15 protein-coding genes are annotated in these 16,029 nt (G+C 74.6%); 8 read left to right on the top strand and 7 right to left on the bottom strand.

Annotated elements, in window-relative coordinates:
• Window positions 1-45 precede the first annotated feature (45 nt).
• The 7 genes from glnII to IE98_RS0108225 all read right to left on the bottom strand — a co-directional run bounded on the left by glnII (window position 46) and on the right by IE98_RS0108225 (window position 7,026).
• On the bottom strand, window positions 46-1,068 hold the full coding sequence (glnII, locus tag IE98_RS0108255) for a glutamine synthetase GlnII (protein WP_030266616.1): 1,023 nt from the start codon (window positions 1,066-1,068) through the stop codon (window positions 46-48).
• A 182-nt stretch (window positions 1,069-1,250) separates the two neighbouring features.
• Window positions 1,251-2,165 carry an SCO1860 family LAETG-anchored protein gene (locus IE98_RS0108250; protein WP_052390270.1) on the bottom strand — a complete coding sequence of 305 codons (915 nt, stop codon included), beginning with the start codon at window positions 2,163-2,165 and terminating at the stop codon, window positions 1,251-1,253.
• Window positions 2,166-2,411: 246 nt separating this feature from the next.
• Complete coding sequence (locus IE98_RS0108245) at window positions 2,412-3,089, bottom strand: uracil-DNA glycosylase (protein WP_030266610.1); 678 nt, start codon at window positions 3,087-3,089, stop codon at window positions 2,412-2,414.
• Between the two features lie 94 nt (window positions 3,090-3,183).
• The gene (locus tag IE98_RS0108240; protein WP_030266607.1) at window positions 3,184-4,275 is read right to left on the bottom strand and encodes an amidohydrolase family protein; all 1,092 of its coding nucleotides are present in this window, start codon (window positions 4,273-4,275) and stop codon (window positions 3,184-3,186) included.
• A gap of 50 nt (window positions 4,276-4,325) precedes the next feature.
• Window positions 4,326-4,718 (bottom strand): hypothetical protein, encoded by a 393-nt coding sequence (locus IE98_RS0108235; protein ID WP_030266604.1) that lies wholly within the window; start codon window positions 4,716-4,718, stop codon window positions 4,326-4,328.
• Between the two features lie 31 nt (window positions 4,719-4,749).
• A complete protein-coding gene (locus IE98_RS0108230; protein WP_159400853.1) occupies window positions 4,750-5,979 on the bottom strand; it encodes a hypothetical protein in 1,230 nt (409 codons plus the stop codon).
• Window positions 5,980-6,258: 279 nt separating this feature from the next.
• Window positions 6,259-7,026: a GntR family transcriptional regulator gene (locus tag IE98_RS0108225; protein WP_030266597.1), complete on the bottom strand. Its 768-nt coding sequence runs from the start codon at window positions 7,024-7,026 to the stop codon at window positions 6,259-6,261.
• 268 nt (window positions 7,027-7,294) lie between these two features.
• Here IE98_RS0108225 and IE98_RS0108220 point away from each other — a divergent pair, with 268 nt between their 5' ends.
• The 8 genes from IE98_RS0108220 (at window position 7,295) to IE98_RS0108185 (ending at window position 16,013) form a co-directional block, all read left to right on the top strand.
• Entirely contained in the window at window positions 7,295-8,470 is a 1,176-nt protein-coding gene (locus IE98_RS0108220; protein WP_030266594.1) for an ABC transporter substrate-binding protein, read from the top strand.
• 8 nt (window positions 8,471-8,478) lie between these two features.
• On the top strand, window positions 8,479-9,435 hold the full coding sequence (locus IE98_RS0108215; protein WP_078660847.1) for an ABC transporter permease: 957 nt from the start codon (window positions 8,479-8,481) through the stop codon (window positions 9,433-9,435).
• Window positions 9,423-10,268: an ABC transporter permease subunit gene (locus tag IE98_RS0108210; protein WP_030266588.1), complete on the top strand. Its 846-nt coding sequence runs from the start codon at window positions 9,423-9,425 to the stop codon at window positions 10,266-10,268. Before IE98_RS0108215 ends, IE98_RS0108210 begins: the two co-directional genes overlap by 13 nt.
• Window positions 10,269-10,282: 14 nt before the next feature.
• Window positions 10,283-11,365, top strand: coding sequence for an ABC transporter ATP-binding protein (locus tag IE98_RS0108205; RefSeq protein WP_052390269.1), 1,083 nt, complete (start codon window positions 10,283-10,285; stop codon window positions 11,363-11,365).
• Window positions 11,366-11,490: 125 nt separating this feature from the next.
• Entirely contained in the window at window positions 11,491-12,156 is a 666-nt protein-coding gene (locus tag IE98_RS0108200; protein ID WP_030266580.1) for an HAD family hydrolase, read from the top strand.
• Window positions 12,156-12,476, top strand: a complete 321-nt coding sequence (locus IE98_RS0108195; protein WP_030266578.1) for a DMT family transporter — start codon at window positions 12,156-12,158, stop codon at window positions 12,474-12,476. The genes IE98_RS0108200 and IE98_RS0108195 overlap by 1 nt, the downstream gene beginning before the upstream one ends.
• Before the next feature lie 175 nt (window positions 12,477-12,651).
• Entirely contained in the window at window positions 12,652-14,058 is a 1,407-nt protein-coding gene (locus tag IE98_RS0108190; protein ID WP_030266575.1) for an endonuclease/exonuclease/phosphatase family protein, read from the top strand.
• 11 nt (window positions 14,059-14,069) lie between these two features.
• Entirely contained in the window at window positions 14,070-16,013 is a 1,944-nt protein-coding gene (locus tag IE98_RS0108185) for a phosphocholine-specific phospholipase C (RefSeq protein ID WP_030266572.1), read from the top strand.
• The last annotated feature ends 16 nt before the right edge of the window (window positions 16,014-16,029 follow it).

Here is a 16,029-nt window from a genome sequence, read left to right as displayed (position 1 = left end):
CGCGGTGCGGAGGGAGCGGCGGGCGGGAGCTCCGGGGAGCGCGGATCAGACCTGGCCGGCCTTCTCCAGCGCCTCGCAGCAGGTGTTGATCAGGAGGCGGGTGACGACGTAGGGGTCGACGTTCGCGTTCGGGCGACGGTCCTCGATGTAGCCCTTCTGCTCCACCTCGACCTGCCACGGGATGCGGACGGAGGCACCGCGGTTCGAGACGCCGTAGGAGTAGACGTTCCACGGGGCGGTCTCGTGCTTGCCGGTCAGGCGGGACTGGATGTCGTCACCGTACTGGCTGACGTGCTCCATCACCTTCTCCTGGGAGGCGCCGAGCGACTCGCAGGCGGTGATGATCGCGTCGTAGCCCTCGCGCATCGCCTTGGTGGAGAAGTTGGTGTGCGCACCCGCACCGTTCCAGTCGCCACGGGCCGGCTTGGCGTCCAGGGTGGCGTCGATGCCGAACTCCTCGGCGGTGCGGTAGAGCAGGTAGCGGGAGATCCACATGTCGTCCGAGACGGTCAGCGCGTCGACCGGGCCGATCTGGAACTCCCACTGGCCGGGCATGACCTCGGCGTTGATGCCGCAGATCGCGAGGCCCGCGTCCAGGCAGCGGTCCAGGTGCAGCTCGACGATCTCGCGGCCGAAGACCTCCTCGGCACCCACGCCGCAGTAGTAGCCGCCCTGCGGGGCCGGGAAGCCGCCCTCGGGGAAGCCGAGCGGGCGGGAGCCCTTGAAGAAGGTGTACTCCTGCTCGATGCCGAAGATCGACTCCTGAGCGGCGTACTGCTCGGCGATCGGGCGGAGCTTCGCACGGGTGTTGGACACGTGCGGGGTGCCGTCGATCTCGAAGACCTCGCACAGCACCAGGATGTTGTCACCGCCGCGGATCGGGTCCTTGACGACCTTCACCGGCTCGAGCACGCGGTCCGAGGCGTGGCCCTCGGCCTGGTTGGTCGACGAGCCGTCGAAGCCCCAGGTGGGGATCTTGTCCGCGTTCGGCAGCACCCGAGTCTTGGAACGGAGCTTGGCGGTCGGCTGGGTGCCGTCGATCCAGATGTACTCGGCCTTGATTGCCATTGCGGTGAACCTCACTGCTTGGGTGGTGGGTGCCCGCGTAGCGTCGCAAGCCGCCGTTTCCCGGTTGTTCCTCCTATGTAACGCCCATGTGAACCAACCGTCCGCGGCGGCACGCTCACCCTCGGACAGTGCACGTCTCGGGATGTGGGCGCATCGGTGGGACGGTTGGTTCACCGGGGCCGTCAGTGACGGCGCGCGTGGGCCCGCCGGCGCCGGGTGGCCCAGAGCACCGCACCGCCCGCGACCAGCAGCGTCGCCGCTCCGCCGACCATCGCGCCGGTGCCGCTGCTGCCGGTGGATGCGAGCGCACCGGGCTGCCCGGCCGGGCCCGGCAGGTTCGCCTTCGCGGGCTTCGGAGCGGGCGAAGAGGTCTGGACCACCGGCGCCGGCACGGGCTTCTCGCAGGAGACGGAGGCCACCGTCACCCGGCCCGTCACCCGGGCGACATTGAGGTTGAGCGGATTGACGTCGACCGACACCTCCAGGGCGGAGGCCGCGGCGGTCGCCGAGGTGACCGTCTTCTTGGAGAACTCCACCTCCACCGTGCCGACGCCGGGCACGGTGACCCGGCTCGGGCTGTTGAGGCCCACGCCGACCGGCCGGCCCAGCACGGTCAGCTTCGACGGGGAGGTCACCTCGGCGGTCGGCCGCCCGTCCGCCGGGCAGGTGACCTCGGCGGAGAGCGCCTGCAGGCCGAGCAGGGTGGTACCGGGCAGGCCGGGGGCGTGCACGTTCGCGTCGGCGAGCGTCACCGAGGCCGAGGTGCCGCGGTCGTCGGCGTGCGTGACCGAGCGGCCCACGTCCGCCCTGACCAGGGTGACCGGGCGGCCGCGGTCGACGCCGTCCACCGCGGCGGTGAGCATCGAGGCGTCCCGCTCGGCGGGAGTCTGCACCTTGTTGAGGGTCGCGTCGACGGGGACGCGCACCGCCTTGTCGAGCAGCGACACCTCCAGGTCGACCTCGGCGGTGACCGCCCGGGCACTGCCCGCCGACCCCTTGGGGGTGGCGGCCCGCGCGGTGGCGGCCGGCAGCGAGAGGGCGAGCGCGGTGGCGGCGAGCGAGGCGGCGACGGTGCGGACGGAAGAACGGGACGGCATGACGGAGTGACCCCCACACATGGACAAGGAGGAGCGCGCCACCGACGTCACCCCGCGCGGGGCGCGGGAAACCTCGGGGCGCGCACCGGTCCGGGGGTAGGGGCTCGTGCTCTGGACTGACATTCAGTCTCACTCGAACCGTGCGTCACCCGAGCACCACGGAGCGTCGGTTCACTCCTTCGGGTGAGGTTGACGCCGCGGCCCGGCACGGGCGGGCCGCGGCGCCCGAGACTGACGCCAACTCCGTTACGCCAGGCGCCAGTCCACCGGCTGCGCACCCTGCCGGACGAGCTGCTCGTTGGCCCTGCTGAACGGGCGGGAGCCGAAGAAGCCGCGGTCCGCGGACATCGGACTGGGGTGCGCCGACTCGATCGACGGGATCGCGCCCAGCAGCGGGCGGAGGTTGCGGGCGGCCGAGCCCCACAGGATCGCCACCAGCGGGCCGCCGCGGGCGGCCAGCGAGCGGATCGCCTGCTCGGTGACCTCCTCCCAGCCCCTGCCCTTGTGCGCGTTGGGCGTGCGCGGTGCCACCGTGAGCACCCGGTTGAGCAGCAGCACGCCCTGCTGCGTCCACGGAGTGAGATCGCCGTTGGACGGCGGCGGGAAGCCGAGGTCCGTCCCGTACTCCCGGTAGATGTTCACCAGGCTCGCCGGGATCGGCCGGACCTCGGGCGCCACGGAGAAGCTGAGGCCCACCGCGTGGCCGGGGGTGGGGTACGGGTCCTGACCGACGATCAGGACGCGGACCTGGTCGAAGGGCTGCTGGAAGGCGCGCAGCACGTTCGGGCCGGAGGGCAGGTAGGTGCGGCCGGCCGCCAGCTCGGTGCGCAGGAAGTCGCCCATGGCGGCGACGCGCGGCGCCACGGGCTCCAGGGCGCGGGCCCAGCCGGGTTCGACGATCTCGTGCAGGGGACGGGGTGCCATGGTGATCACCCTAGCGGCCCCCGCCGACACGCCGTCGGGGAGCTTGACGTCCGGCCGTCGCCCGTACTCGCGGCCGCCGCCGGGGCCGTACCGCTCAGGCCACCACGCGGCCGCGGAGCACCACGGCCCGCGGATCGGCCAGCACCCGGACGTCCGCCCGCGGGTCCTCGGCGTACACCACTAGGTCGGCCGGCGCGCCCTCGGTCAGGCCGTCCCGGCCCAGCCACTCCCGGGCCGCCCAACTCGCCGCCGACAGCGCCTCGGCGGCCGACAGCCCGGCCTTCACCAGCTCGGCCACCTCCTCGGCGACCAGGCCGTGCGCGAGCGAGCCGCCCGCGTCGGTGCCGACGTACACCGGGATGCCGGCGTCGTGCGCGGCGCCCACCGTGTCGTACCGGCGCTCGTGCAGCCGCCGCATGTGCGCCGACCAGGCCGGGAACTTCTCCTCGCCGCCCGCCGCCAGCTTCGGGAAGGTGGCGATGTTGACCAGGGTCGGCACGATGGCCACCCCGCGCTCGGCGAACTGCGGGATCAACTCCTCGGTGAGGCCGGTCGCGTGCTCGATGCAGTCGATGCCGGCCGCGATCAGGTCCGGCAGCGAGGCGGCGGCGAAGCAGTGCGCGGTGACCCGGGCGCCCTCCTCGTGCGCGGCGGCGATCGCCTCGCGCAGCGCGTCCCCGGGCCAGCAGGCGGTGAGGTCGCCCTCCTCGCGGTCGATCCAGTCGCCGACCAGCTTGACCCAGCCGTCGCCGCGGCGGGCCTCGTGCCGGACGAACGCGGCCAGGTCGCCGGGCTCGATCTCGTGCGCGTAGTTGCGGATGTAGCGGCGGGTGCGGGCGATGTGCCGGCCGGCCCGGACGATCCGCGGCAGGTCCTCGCGGTCGTCGATCCAGCGGGTGTCGGCGGCCGAACCGGCGTCGCGGATCAGCAGGGTGCCCGCGTCCCGGTCGGTGAGCGCCTGCTTCTCGCTGGTGGCCTCGTCGACGGCGCCGTGCGCGTCCAGGCCGACGTGGCAGTGCGCGTCGACCAGGCCCGGCATCGCCCAGCCGGCGACGGTGCGGACGTCGGCGGCGTGCGCGGGGCGGTCGAAGGTGACCCGCCCGTCCACCACCCACAGCTCGTCCCGGACGTCCTCGGGCCCGACCAGCACCCGCCCCTTGATGTGCAGCACCGCGCCATCGCTCATGCTCCGCACTCTACCCACGGGCCGCTGCGGCCAGGGCGGGGAAGCAGGTGTCAGGCGACCGCCGCGAGCGCGACGAACCCGCCCCGGGCGGCGTCCCCGCCGAACACCTCGGCCAGGTCCACCTGCTCGGGCATCGCGTCGAGGGAGACCACCACGGCTCCGCCGGCCTCCGCCACCTCGGCGCACCAGGCGTCGATGTGCGCGGCCTCCTCCGGGTCGCCCGGTGCGGTGAGCGTCGGGATCACGCAGCCGGCCCCGCCCGGCCCGTCGACCACGCACATGATCAGGCTCGGCACGAGCGTCCACCCCGCGCAGACCGGCAGTCGCCCGTCGGGGCCCTCGCTCAGCGCGGGCAGCGCGGTGTGGAAGGTCGCCGCACCGAGCAGCAGCAGCGGGGGCACCGGGCCCGTGACGAAGCGGGCGTTCTCGGGGGGCAGCAGCATCCGGTCACTGTGCCACGGCGGCCCGCCGCCGTCACGGGGTGTACGACTCCACGACCGGGTGCCAGGCGTCCTGGAGCTGCGGCTGGGTGGAGCCGACCGCCCACAGGGCGCCGCCGCCGGGGACGGGGGCGACCGAGAAGAACGAGGCGCCCGCGGCCGCCGGGTCGGCCGGGTGGTACGTCCAGGCGCCGTCGCGGTACCGGAGGGTGAAGGCGGGAACGGCGGCGCCGGGCTGTTCGCCGGCCGCCCAGAGGGTGCCGTCGGGGGCGGCGGCCACCGCGTGCAGCTGCCCCTCGGCCTCGGCGGGCGGGTCGGCCGGCTGCCAACCCCGGCCGTCCCAGTGCAGCAGGTACGGCCGGGCCGGGCCGTCCTCGTCGGTGGCGGAGCCGACCGCCCACGCGTCGTCGGGGGCGAGCACCGCGACCGACTCCAGGGTGGTGCTGAGGCCGTCCTCGCCGGGAGCGTCGACGATGCGCCAGGAACGGCCGTCCCAGTGCTCGGTGAGGGGTCGGCCGGTTCCGTCCGGGTCGTAGGCGACGCCCACCGCCCACAGGCCGCCCGCCCGGTCGGCGGCCGCGCCGAGCAGCAGGGCGTCGCCCTCCGTCCCGGGCGTGGGGACGGTGCGCCAGGCCGAGCCGTCCCAGTGCAGCGCCAGCGGGCGGGGGGCGGTGGTGCGGTCCTGCGCGGTGGCGCCGACCGCCCACAGGTCGTGCGGACCGCCGGCGGCGAGCGCCAGCGGGTGCACCGACCGGTCGGCGGGCTCGGGGCCCAGCGGGACCTCGCGCCAGGCGCGGCCGTCCCAGTGCAGGGCGAGACCGCGGTCCTCGCCGGCCGCCGGGTCGCTGCGGCTGCCGACCGTCCAGACGTCGCCCGGCCCGAACGGCAGCACGGCCTCCAGGCTGCCCGCACCGCGGTGCCCGGGCACCCGCAGCCGGCGCCAGACCCGCCCGTCGTACCGTTCGACCAGCGGGGCGCCGGCGGCCTGGCTCTCCTCGTAGCCGACCGCCCAGACCGCGTCCGGCCCGAGCGCGGCGACCGAGCGGAGCTCCTGGTTGCGCGCGGCGGGCGCCGGCCGGACGGCGTGCCAGCCGGGTGCGGCGGCCGGGCCCGGGACGGCCCGGCCGGCCGGGCCTCCCGGGCCGTCCGGGCCGGCGACCGGGACGGGCGGGGCCGCCGCGGTGGCCGCCGCACAGGCGAGCGCCAGCGTGGCCGCCCGCCGGAGCAGCCGCTCCGCCCGGCCGATCGGTCCGGTCCGTGCCATGGGGTTCCCCTCCCTCGCGCACCGGCCCCGACGAACCGTGCAGCACGAGTGCACCAACCCGCGGCCGTCCGGGCGAGCCCCACCACCCGAGTCGCCGCACACTCGACCCGAACGGGTGATGCCTGACGAGGTTTCAACCCGCCTCTCGCACGCCCGGCCGACCGCGGACGGCAGCGACCGCCGGGCCGTCACGACGGCCCGGGATCTCACGACGGGTCGTCAGCCGAAGGAGACCCGGCCGAGTGCCACGGACGGCCCGGCGGGGGGGTGCGGCTGCGGTCAGTCGCCGTCGCGGGCGTGGCGGGAGAGGGCGGAGGAGGCCAGGGAGTTGTGGATGGAGAAGGCCACCGTGCCGGGCAGGTAGCGGTCCTGGGACCACTCGACGGGCGTGCCGGTGGGGTCGGTGGTGCGGCGCTTCTCGCGGAGCAGCGGGCTGCCGCGGCGGCAGCCGAGCAGGCGGGCGTCCTCGGTGTTGGCGGCGACCACGTCGATGGTGTGGTCGGCGTCGGTGAAGAGGATGCCGTGCTCGCGCAGCGGCTCGGTGTGCGAGACGGCGTCGGCGGGCAGTTCGGCGACGATCTCGCCGACCCGCGGCGGGTAGACGGTGCGTTCGACCATCACCGGCGTGCCGGAGAGGGTGCGCAGACGGAGGGTCACGTAGACCTCCGAGCCGGGCTCCAGGCGGAGCAGCTCGCACTCGGTGGCGTCGGCGGGGCGGCGGACGAGCGACTCCAGCCGGCCGCCGGGCTCCTCGCCCATGGAGCGGGCCCAGTGGGTGAAGCTGAGCAGTTCGGAGAAGCTCTGCACGCGGGCGGTGCCGAGCACCACGCGGCGGGTGCCGCGGCGGGAGGTGACGAGGCCGTCGGCGCGCAGCAGGGCGAGCGCCTGACGGACGGTGCCGCGCGAGACGCCGTACCGCTCGGCGAGGGCGCCCTCGGCGGGGAGGCGGCCGGCCTCGCCGTAGCGGCCGGCGGTGATCGCCTCGCGGAGGTCGGCGGCCACCGTGCGGTAGAGGGCGCCGGTTGCGCGGTCCGGGTCTGCTGGCACGGCGGTGTGGTCCTTCCTGGCAGGTGTCCGCCGCATTCGGCACGGGGCGGACGGCACCGACTGTAACCGTTGTCGATCACCGATCGGCGGGCCGGTCTCCACCGTTCCCGCAGCCGCCCCCTGCACTGGGGCGTCCGTTCACCTTCCCGTCACCGCCCTCCGGCGTACTTACCGGCGTCGCCGAAAGTTGGCTGGCCAACTTGGCCGGCCCGACGGCGCCTCCCCGAGCGAATCCCGCAGCAGCGCCCCTCACCCTGGAGAACCATCCGTGACCGTGCACCGCGCCCGTGCCGCCGCCTTCGCGGCCGTGCTGACCGCCGCCGCGCTCTCCCTGTCCGCCTGCGGCTCCGCGGGCTCCTCCGCGGCCTCCGGCGACGCCGGCAAGCCCGCGGCGGGCGCCAAGGCCGCCAAGGACGCCGCCTCCGCCGCCGACCTCGGCGGCATGGACGCCCTGGTCGCCGCCGCCAAGAAGGAGGGGAAGCTGCACGTCATCACGCTGCCCCACGACTGGGCGAACTACGGCAAGATCCTCGAGGGCTTCAAGGCCAAGTACGGCATCCAGGTCGAGGAGGAGAACCCGGACGGCTCCAGCCAGGACGAGATCAACGCGATCACCTCCCGCAAGGGCCAGGACCGCGCCCCCGACGTGGTCGACCTCGGCAGCGCCTTCGCCCTGCAGGCCGCCAAGGACGGGCTGCTCGCCCCGTACAAGGTCGCGGGCTTCGACAAGATCGCCGACACCATGAAGGACCCGGCCGGCCTGCGGGTCAACGACTACGGCGGCTACATCTCGATCGGCTGCGACGCCAAGCGCGTCGGCACCTGCCCGAAGACCTTCGCCGACCTGCTGAAGCCCGAGTACAAGGGCAAGGTCGCGCTGAACGGCAACCCCACCAAGTCGGGTTCGGCCTTCGGCGGCGTGTACGCGGCGGCGCTCGCCAACGGCGGCTCGCTTGACGACGTCCAGCCCGGCATCGACTTCTTCGCCAAGCTGAAGCAGTCCGGCAACTTCAACCCGGTCGAGTCGACCCCGGCCACCGTCGAGAAGGGCGAGACCCCGATCTCGATCGACTGGTCCTACCTGAACGCCGGCTACACCGACGAGTTCAAGGGCAAGGGCATCGACTGGCAGGTCTCCGTCCCCTCGGACGGCTCCTACGCCCAGTACTACAACCAGGGTGTCAACAAGTTCGCCCCGCACCCGGCGGCCGCCCGCCTGTGGCAGGAGTACCTGTTCAGCGCCGAGGGCCAGAACCTCTACCTGGGCGGCTACGCCACCCCGGCGCTGTTCGACGCGATGAAGAAGGACGGCACCCTCGACACCGCCGCGGCCGCCAAGCTGCCGACCGTCGAGAAGCCCTTCACCACCTTCCCGACCCAGGACCAGATCACGGCCGCGAAGAAGGTCGTGACCGAGAACTGGACCAAGGCGATCGCGGGCTGATCGACACCATGACCACGGCTCCCACCCCGGTGCCGGCCCCGGCCGCCGCTGACCCCAGCGGCGGCCCGGGCGCCGTGGCCGCCGGGCCCGCGACTCCCCCGCCCGCCCCCCGGGCCCGCCGCCTGCGCGGCGGAGCCTGGCTGGCCGCGCTGCCGCTGCTGGCGTTCTTCGCGATCGGCTTCGGCCTGCCCGCGATCGCCATCGCCACCGGCGCGTTCACGCTCTCCTCCGACGCCGAGGCCGGCGCCGGCTCGTTCACCACCGCCAACGTCACCGACTCGGTGCAGGGCGCCTACTGGACGGCCCTGCTGAGCAGCGTCAGGCTCTCCGCGCTCACCGCCCTGATCGGCACCGTGGTCGGCCTGCCGCTGGCCCAGGCCGTGGTGACCTCGCGCTTCCGCGCCGTCCGCGAGGCGGTGCTGACCGCCTCCGGCGTGCTCGCCAACTTCGGCGGCCTGCCGCTCGCCTTCGCCTTCGTCGCCACTCTCGGCAACGCCGGCGAGGTCACCAAGCTGTTCCACCTCACCGAGCACGGCTGGACGCTCTACGGCTTCACCGGCCTGACCGTCGCCTACCTGTACTTCCTGGTGCCGCTGATGGTGCTCACCATCACCCCGGCCCTGGACGGACTGCGCCGGCAGTGGCGCGAGGCCGCCGCCAACAACCGGGCCACCGCCCTGCAGTACTGGCGGCACGTCGCCCTGCCGATCCTGCTGCCCTCGCTGCTCGGCGGCTACGTGCTGCTGTTCGGCAGCGCCTTCGCCGCGTACGCCACCGCCGCCGCGATGGTCGGCGCGACGGTGCCCCTGATCAGCCGGTCGATCGCCGACGCGCTCTCCGGCAACGTCCTGGTCGGCCAGGGCAACCTCGCCCTCGCCCTCAGCCTCGACATGATCGTCGTCGCCGTGCTGGTGATGGCCGTCTACCTGCCCCTCCAGCGCCGGAGCGCCCGATGGCTGAGCTGACCCCGAAGGCCGTCGGCGGCCGGCGCCCGCGCCCGTGGCGCGGGGCCGTGCTGCTCGTCGCCGGCCTGTACTTCCTCGTCCCGATGGCCGCCTCGGTCTGGTTCTCGGTCGACGACCCCAACGGCGGCGTGCAGTTCGACGCCTACACCGGCCTGCTGAGCGCCCCCGGCTTCACCGACGCGCTGCTGCTCACCCTCGAACTCGCCGCCGCCACCGTGGTGGTGCTGCTGGTGCTGCTCGTCCCGGCGCTGATCGCCGCCCGGCTCGGCACCGCCCGGATGCGGGCCGTGCTCGAAGTGGTCTGCACCCTGCCGCTGGTGGTGCCGCCGGTCGCCTTCACCGCCGGCCTGATCGGCGTGCTGCGCTGGGGCCCGGACCACCTGATGGACACGCCGTTCTTCCAGACGGTCGTGTTCGTCCAGCAGCCCGAGTTCCCGCTCGTCCTGGTGATCGCCTACGTGCTGATGTCGCTGCCGCTCGCCTACCGCGCCCTCGACGCGGGGCTGCGCGCCGTCGACGTCCGCACCCTGGTCGAGGCCGCCCGCAGCTGCGGCGCGAGCTGGCCGCGCGCCGTCGTCACCGTCGTCCTGCCGAACCTGCGCGGCGCCCTGCTGAACGCCGCCTTCCTCACCCTGGCCCTGGTGCTCGGCGAGTTCACCGCCGCCTCCATCCTCGGCTACCAGCCCTTCGCGGTCTGGGTGTACTCGGTGGGCAACAGCCAGGGCCAGATGTCCGTCGCGGTGTCCGTGCTCAGCCTGCTGATCACCTGGGTGCTGCTGCTCCTGCTCGCCGCCGCCGGCCGCGAGCGCCGCCCCGCACCCGCCCGTTCCTGACCCGGAGACCCCGCATGAGCACCGCCGCCCCGCACACCCTGCCCGCCGCGACCGCCGCGGGCGGTGCCACCGTCGAGTTCCGCGGCCTGCGCCGCGCGTTCGGCGCCACCACCGCCCTGGACGGCCTCGACCTGGACGTCCGCCCCGGTGAACTCCTCGCCCTGCTCGGCCCGTCCGGCTGCGGCAAGACCACCGCACTGCGCATCCTGGCCGGCTTCGAGACCCACGACGCCGGCGAGGTCCTCGTCGACGGCAAGCCCGTCACCGGCATCCCCGCGCACCGCCGCGACGCCGGCATGGTCTTCCAGTCGTACAGCCTCTTCCCGCACCTGACCGCACTCGACAACGTCGCCTTCGGGATGCGGATGCGCGGCACCGGCAAGGCCGAACGCCGCGCCCACGCCCAGGAACTGCTGGAACTCGTCGGCCTGCCGCAGCACGCCGCCCGCTACCCGCACCAGCTCTCCGGCGGCCAGCAGCAGCGGATCGCGCTCGCCCGCGCCCTCGCCCTCACCCCGCGCGTGCTGCTGCTGGACGAGCCGCTGTCGGCCCTGGACGCGAAGGTCCGGCTCACCCTGCGCGAGGAGATCCGCCGGCTGCAGCGCGAACTCGGCATCACCACCCTGTTCGTGACCCACGACCAGGAGGAGGCGCTCTCGATGGCCGACCGGGTCGCGGTGCTGCGGGCCGGCCGCCTGGAGCAGTGCGCGGCGCCCGCCGAGCTGTACGCCCGCCCGGCCACCGCCTTCGTCGCCGAGTTCGTCGGCACCATGAGCCGCATCCCCTGCGAGCGCGCCGGCGCCGGCGTCGCGCTGCTCGGCCGGACGTACCCCGTCGACGGCGCGCTGCCCGCGGACGGCCCGCTGGAGGTGCTCGTCCGACCCGAGAACGTCGTGCTCCGCCCCGACGCGGACGGCCCCGCCCAGGTCACCGGCGCCTCCTTCCTCGGCGCGGTCACCCGGCTCACCGTCCGGCTCGCCGACGGCACCGAGGTCAAGGCCGACCTGGCCACCGAGGCGGCCGCCGCGCTGCCGCCCGGCAGCCGCGCCCACCTCGTCCTGCCCGACCGCCCCGTCCTCGTCGACCGCCGCCGCTAGAGCGGCCCCGGGGGCGCGGGGACCTGCGCACAGCGGAGGGCTCGACCCGTGTCGCCCCGGCACCGGTCCCGGACCGCGCAGCGCCCCGTGCCCCTTACGACCATCCGACTGCGTAAGGTTCACCCATGCCGCACACCCCCGCCGCCGTCCTCTTCGACATGGACGGCACGCTCGTCGACACCGAGCCGCTCTGGTGGCAGGCCGCCGCGGAGACCGCGGCCGAGCTCGGCCTCTCCCTCGACGACTCCGACCTCCCGCACGTGCTCGGCCGGGCCGCCGAGCACACCGCCGCCCACCTGCACCGGGCGAGCGGCACCGACCGGGCCGAGACCGAGCTCGTCGAGCAGCTCAACCGGGCGTTCGCCGGCAAGGTCGCGGCGGAGGTCGTCCCGCGGCCCGGCGCCCTCGACCTGCTCGCCGCACTGCGCACCGCCGAGGTGCCCACGGCGCTGGTCTCCGCCTCGCCGCGGCGCGTCGTCGACCTGGTGCTGGGCGCGATCGGCGACCGCTGGTTCACCACCACCCTCGCCGCCGAGGACACCGAGCGCACCAAGCCCGACCCCGACCCGTACCTCGCCGCCGCCGCCCGCCTCGGGCTCGACCCGGCCGCCTGCGTCGCCGTCGAGGACAGCCCGGCCGGGGTGGCCTCCGCCGCGGCGGCGGGCTGCGCGGTGCTCGCCGTGCCGTCCACCGTGCCGATCGCCGCGCACGGCCGGATCACCCTGCTCGACAGCCTCGAAGAGGCGGACGTGGCCCTGCTGCACGCGCTCGCCGCCGCCCGGCCGGCCTGATGCCGTACCTGCTGCTCGCGCTCGCCATCGCCAGCGAGGTCTGCGCCACCAGCCTGCTCAAACTCACCGACGGCTTCAGCCGGCTGTGGCCGAGCATCGGGGTGGCCCTGGGCTACGTGCTCTCCTTCCTGCTGCTCGGCCGCGCCCTGAAGCACATCCCCGTCTCGGTGGCCTACGCCGTCTGGTCCGGCGCCGGCACGGCGGCCGTCGCCGCGATCGGCGCCACCTTCTTCGCCGAACCCCTGGGCCGCCTCCAGTGGCTGGGCATCGCCCTGGTCATCACGGGCGTCGTCGTCATCAACCTCCGCGGCGGCCACTGACGCCCCGACCGGCCGGTGCCTTGTGACCCGCCGGTTCGGGGCAGGGTTCGCGGTTCGCCCGACGGGGCGTCATGTCGCGTTCACGCGGGGGCCGCCGGGGGCCGGGTCAATGGTCCGAGTTGTTCAGCCAACTCGAACCAGCTGCGCCAAGGGCGGTGCGGCGGACAGGACTTCCGTGGCGACAGGCTCGACGCTCGTCATCGCGACGCCGGCGAACCCGACCGAGGGCGACCGGATCACCTTCCACTGGACGACCGGCTCCCCGGACCCGAAGAACTGGGTGGGGATCTACGACGGCACCCGGCAGCCGGGCACTGGCTCCTCGCTGCTGTGGAAGTACACGCCCGGCGCCTCCGGGGACGTCCAGCTGGACACCTCGGCGCTGACCGGCGGCCCGTACACCGCGTACCTGCTGGCGAAGGACGGCTACGGAATCCTGGCGCAGACCGCGCCGTTCACCTTCCGCCCGAAGCCGGCGGCGCCCCGGCCGCACGCCGTGGTGGACTCCCTGACGACGGCTCAGGCGGCGCCCGGCGCGGCCGTCTCGGTGAAGCTGGCCGGCCTGTGGACGAAGGGCACCGGCACCGCCGTGTACCGGAAGGTCTCCGGCGACTCCTGGCTGTCGGTGGCCGCCGACGGCACGGTGAGCGGCACCGCGCCCGCCGCCCAGGCGCACCCCGCGGTGGTGACCGTCGGCATCAAGGACCCGGCGGGTGCGACCGACACGGTGACCGTGCAGGTCCCGGTCCGCGACCCGGCCGGGCAGCTCACCCTCAAGGCGGCGAGCTGGAACCTGGCGAACGCCGGTGCGGCGTTCACCGACGCGGTGGAGAAGCAGCTGGCGGCCGTACTCACCCAGGGCCTGGACGTGGTCGCGCTGCAGGAGACCGCCGGCACCGCCGCGCAGTCCCTGGCGACCGCCCTGGGCTGGTACGCCTACCAGAGCTCCGGCAGCGTGGGCATCCTCAGCCGCTGGCCGCTGACCGCCGTCACCGCGCCGACCGCCGCGCTGCCCGCCGCCGGCGCGACCGTGCAGCTGCCGGGCGGCCGGACCGTCCGCTTCTGGGCCGCGCACCTGGACGAGGCCGACTACGGCCCGTACGCGGTCCAGGACGGGCAGGGCGCCGCCCAGGTGCAGGCCGCCGAGGCCGCCTCCACCCGCGGCAGGCAGGCCGTCGCGCTGGCCGCCGCGGTGCAGGCCGACATCGCCGTCGGTCAGCGGGTGGTGCTCGCCGCCGACCTCGCCTCGCCCTCGCACCTGGACTGGACGGGCCAGGGCGGCCGCCCGGCGCTCGCCTGGCCGGTCACCACGGCCCTGCGGGACGCGGGCCTGACCGACGCCCACCGCAGTGCGCACCCCGACCCGGTCGCCTCCCCCGGGAACACCTGGTCGCCGACCCGGGCGGTGCGCGGCGGCAAGCCGGAGCCCCAGGACCGGATCGACCAGGTCCAGTTCGCGGGCGCGCTGACCCTCGTCGAGGCGCACACCCTCGCCACCGGCTGGCCGCAGGCCGAGCCGAACGCCGCCGCCAACGGCTGGCCGAGCGACACCGCCGCCGCCGTCGCCACCTTCACCCTCTGAGAGGCCGTGCCATGACCCCCCAGCTCAGCCGCCGCAGCTTCGTCGCCGCGACGGCGGCCACCGGCGCGGCCGCCGCCGTCGGCCTGCCCGCCACCGCCGCCCGGGCGGCCGCTTCGGTCGCCGACGTGCAGCACGTGGTGATCCTCATGCAGGAGAACCGCTCCTTCGACCACTACTTCGGCACCCTGAACGGCGTCCGCGGCTTCGCCGACAGGCAGGCCCTGCAGTTCCCGGACGGCACCGACGTCTTCCGCCAGCCCGACGCGGGCCGCAGCGACGGCGGCGCGATGCTGCCGTTCCGGATGGACACCACCAAGTACAACGCGCAGAACGCCGGCGGCCTCGCCCACGACTGGGCCACCGGCCACCAGGCCATCAACGGCGGCGCGATGAACAAGTGGATCGCCGCCAAGGGCGAGCGCGCCATGGGCTACTTCACCCGCGAGGACATCCCCTACCAGTACGCGCTGGCCGACGCCTTCACGCTCTGCGACGCCTACTTCTGCTCGATGGCCGGCCCGACCGACCCCAACCGGCTCTACCTGTGGACGGGCACCGCCGGCCCCGGCCGGGACGGCACCACCGGCCCGTGGATCGACAACACCCCGGTCACCGACAACCCCGTCGCGGACTGGACGACCTACGCCGAGCGGCTGCAGACCGCCGGGGTGAGCTGGCGGGTCTACCACAACCCGAGCAAGGACGACCGCACCGGCGACTACGACGACAACGCGCTCTCCTACTTCAAGCAGTTCCACGCCTTCCCCGCCGCCGACCCGCGGTACGTGAACGCGATGACGAAGTGGGACCTGACCGCCTTCGACCAGCACTGCAAGGACGGCACCCTGCCCACCGTCTCCTGGCTGGTCGCGCCCTACCTGTTCTGCGAACACCCCAGCGCCAGCCCGGACTACGGCGCCCACTGGGTCAACACCGCGCTGCAGTCGCTGATGTCGAACCCGGCGGTCTGGCAGCACACCGTCTTCCTGGTGATGTACGACGAGAACGACGGCTACTTCGACCACGTCGTGCCGCCCACCCCGGAGCCGGGCACGGCGGAGGAGTACACCCAGGGCCGGGCGATCGGCCTCGGCAACCGGGTGCCGCTCTGGGTGGCCTCGCCCTGGTCGCGCGGCGGCTGGGTGAACTCGCAGGTCTTCGACCACACCTCGGTGCTGCGCTTCCTGGAGCTGGTGACCGGCGTCCAGGAGCCGAACATCTCCGCCTGGCGGCGGGCGGTCTGCGGCGACCTCACCAGCTGCCTCGACTTCACCGCACCGGACTTCAGCATCCCCGCGCTGCCGGACACCGTCGCCCTGATGGCCAAGGCCGACGCCGGCGCCAAGCTGCCCGCGGTCAAGCTGCCCGCGACCGGCGCCCAGGCGATGCCCGCCCAGGAGCCGGGCAGCCGTCCGCACCGGAGGCTGCCGTACCGGCCGTGGGCGGACGCCGCGGTCGACCGCGGCACCGGCGCGGTCACCTGCACGCTGGCCAACTCCGGCACGGTGGCCTTCCCGTACACCGTCTACCCGAACATCGCGCTGCCGTTCGCCGGCACCCCGTACACCGTCCCGGCCGGCGGGAGCCGCACGTACACCTGGGACGCCGCCACCACCGACGGCCGCTACGACTTCACCGTGCACGGCCCGGACGGCTTCGTCCGCCGCTTCGCCGGGACGGTGGTGCGCGCCCCGCAGGACGACGTCGCCGTGCCCTCCGTGACCGCCGACGCCGGCACCGGCACCATCGCGCTGCGGCTCGCCAACGACGGCCGCACCGAGTGCTCGTTCACGCTGACGCCGAACGACTACGCGGGCACCGCGCGCACGGTCTGGGTAGCCCCCGGCTCGGCCACCACCGTCGACTGGCCGCTCGACCAGGGCCGCTACGACGTCGTGGTGACCGCCGGCACCGGCACCCGCTTCCTGCGGAGGTACGCGGGCACCCTGCACTGACGTCCCGCCCGCGGGA

The organism is Streptomyces sp. NRRL B-24484 (genome assembly GCF_000717715.1).
Lineage (GTDB): Bacteria > Actinomycetota > Actinomycetes > Streptomycetales > Streptomycetaceae > Kitasatospora.
Note: the sequence above shows the minus strand (reverse complement) of the source record. Positions and strands in the feature narration are given on the sequence as shown.

Bases quoted from the DNA above. Each gene is read 5' to 3' on its own strand.
- glnII (WP_030266616.1), bottom strand. From the start codon at position 1,068: ATGGCAATCAAGGCCGAGTACATCTGGATCGACGGCACCCAGCCGACC.
- IE98_RS0108250 (WP_052390270.1), bottom strand. From the start codon at position 2,165: ATGCCGTCCCGTTCTTCCGTCCGCACCGTCGCCGCCTCGCTCGCCGCC.
- IE98_RS0108245 (WP_030266610.1), bottom strand. From the start codon at position 3,089: ATGGCACCCCGTCCCCTGCACGAGATCGTCGAACCCGGCTGGGCCCGC.
- IE98_RS0108240 (WP_030266607.1), bottom strand. From the start codon at position 4,275: ATGAGCGATGGCGCGGTGCTGCACATCAAGGGGCGGGTGCTGGTCGGG.
- IE98_RS0108235 (WP_030266604.1), bottom strand. From the start codon at position 4,718: ATGCTGCTGCCCCCCGAGAACGCCCGCTTCGTCACGGGCCCGGTGCCC.
- IE98_RS0108230 (WP_159400853.1), bottom strand. From the start codon at position 5,979: ATGGCACGGACCGGACCGATCGGCCGGGCGGAGCGGCTGCTCCGGCGG.
- IE98_RS0108215 (WP_078660847.1), top strand. From the start codon at position 8,479: ATGACCACGGCTCCCACCCCGGTGCCGGCCCCGGCCGCCGCTGACCCC.
- IE98_RS0108210 (WP_030266588.1), top strand. From the start codon at position 9,423: ATGGCTGAGCTGACCCCGAAGGCCGTCGGCGGCCGGCGCCCGCGCCCG.
- IE98_RS0108205 (WP_052390269.1), top strand. From the start codon at position 10,283: ATGAGCACCGCCGCCCCGCACACCCTGCCCGCCGCGACCGCCGCGGGC.
- IE98_RS0108200 (WP_030266580.1), top strand. From the start codon at position 11,491: ATGCCGCACACCCCCGCCGCCGTCCTCTTCGACATGGACGGCACGCTC.
- IE98_RS0108195 (WP_030266578.1), top strand. From the start codon at position 12,156: ATGCCGTACCTGCTGCTCGCGCTCGCCATCGCCAGCGAGGTCTGCGCC.
- IE98_RS0108185 (WP_030266572.1), top strand. From the start codon at position 14,070: ATGACCCCCCAGCTCAGCCGCCGCAGCTTCGTCGCCGCGACGGCGGCC.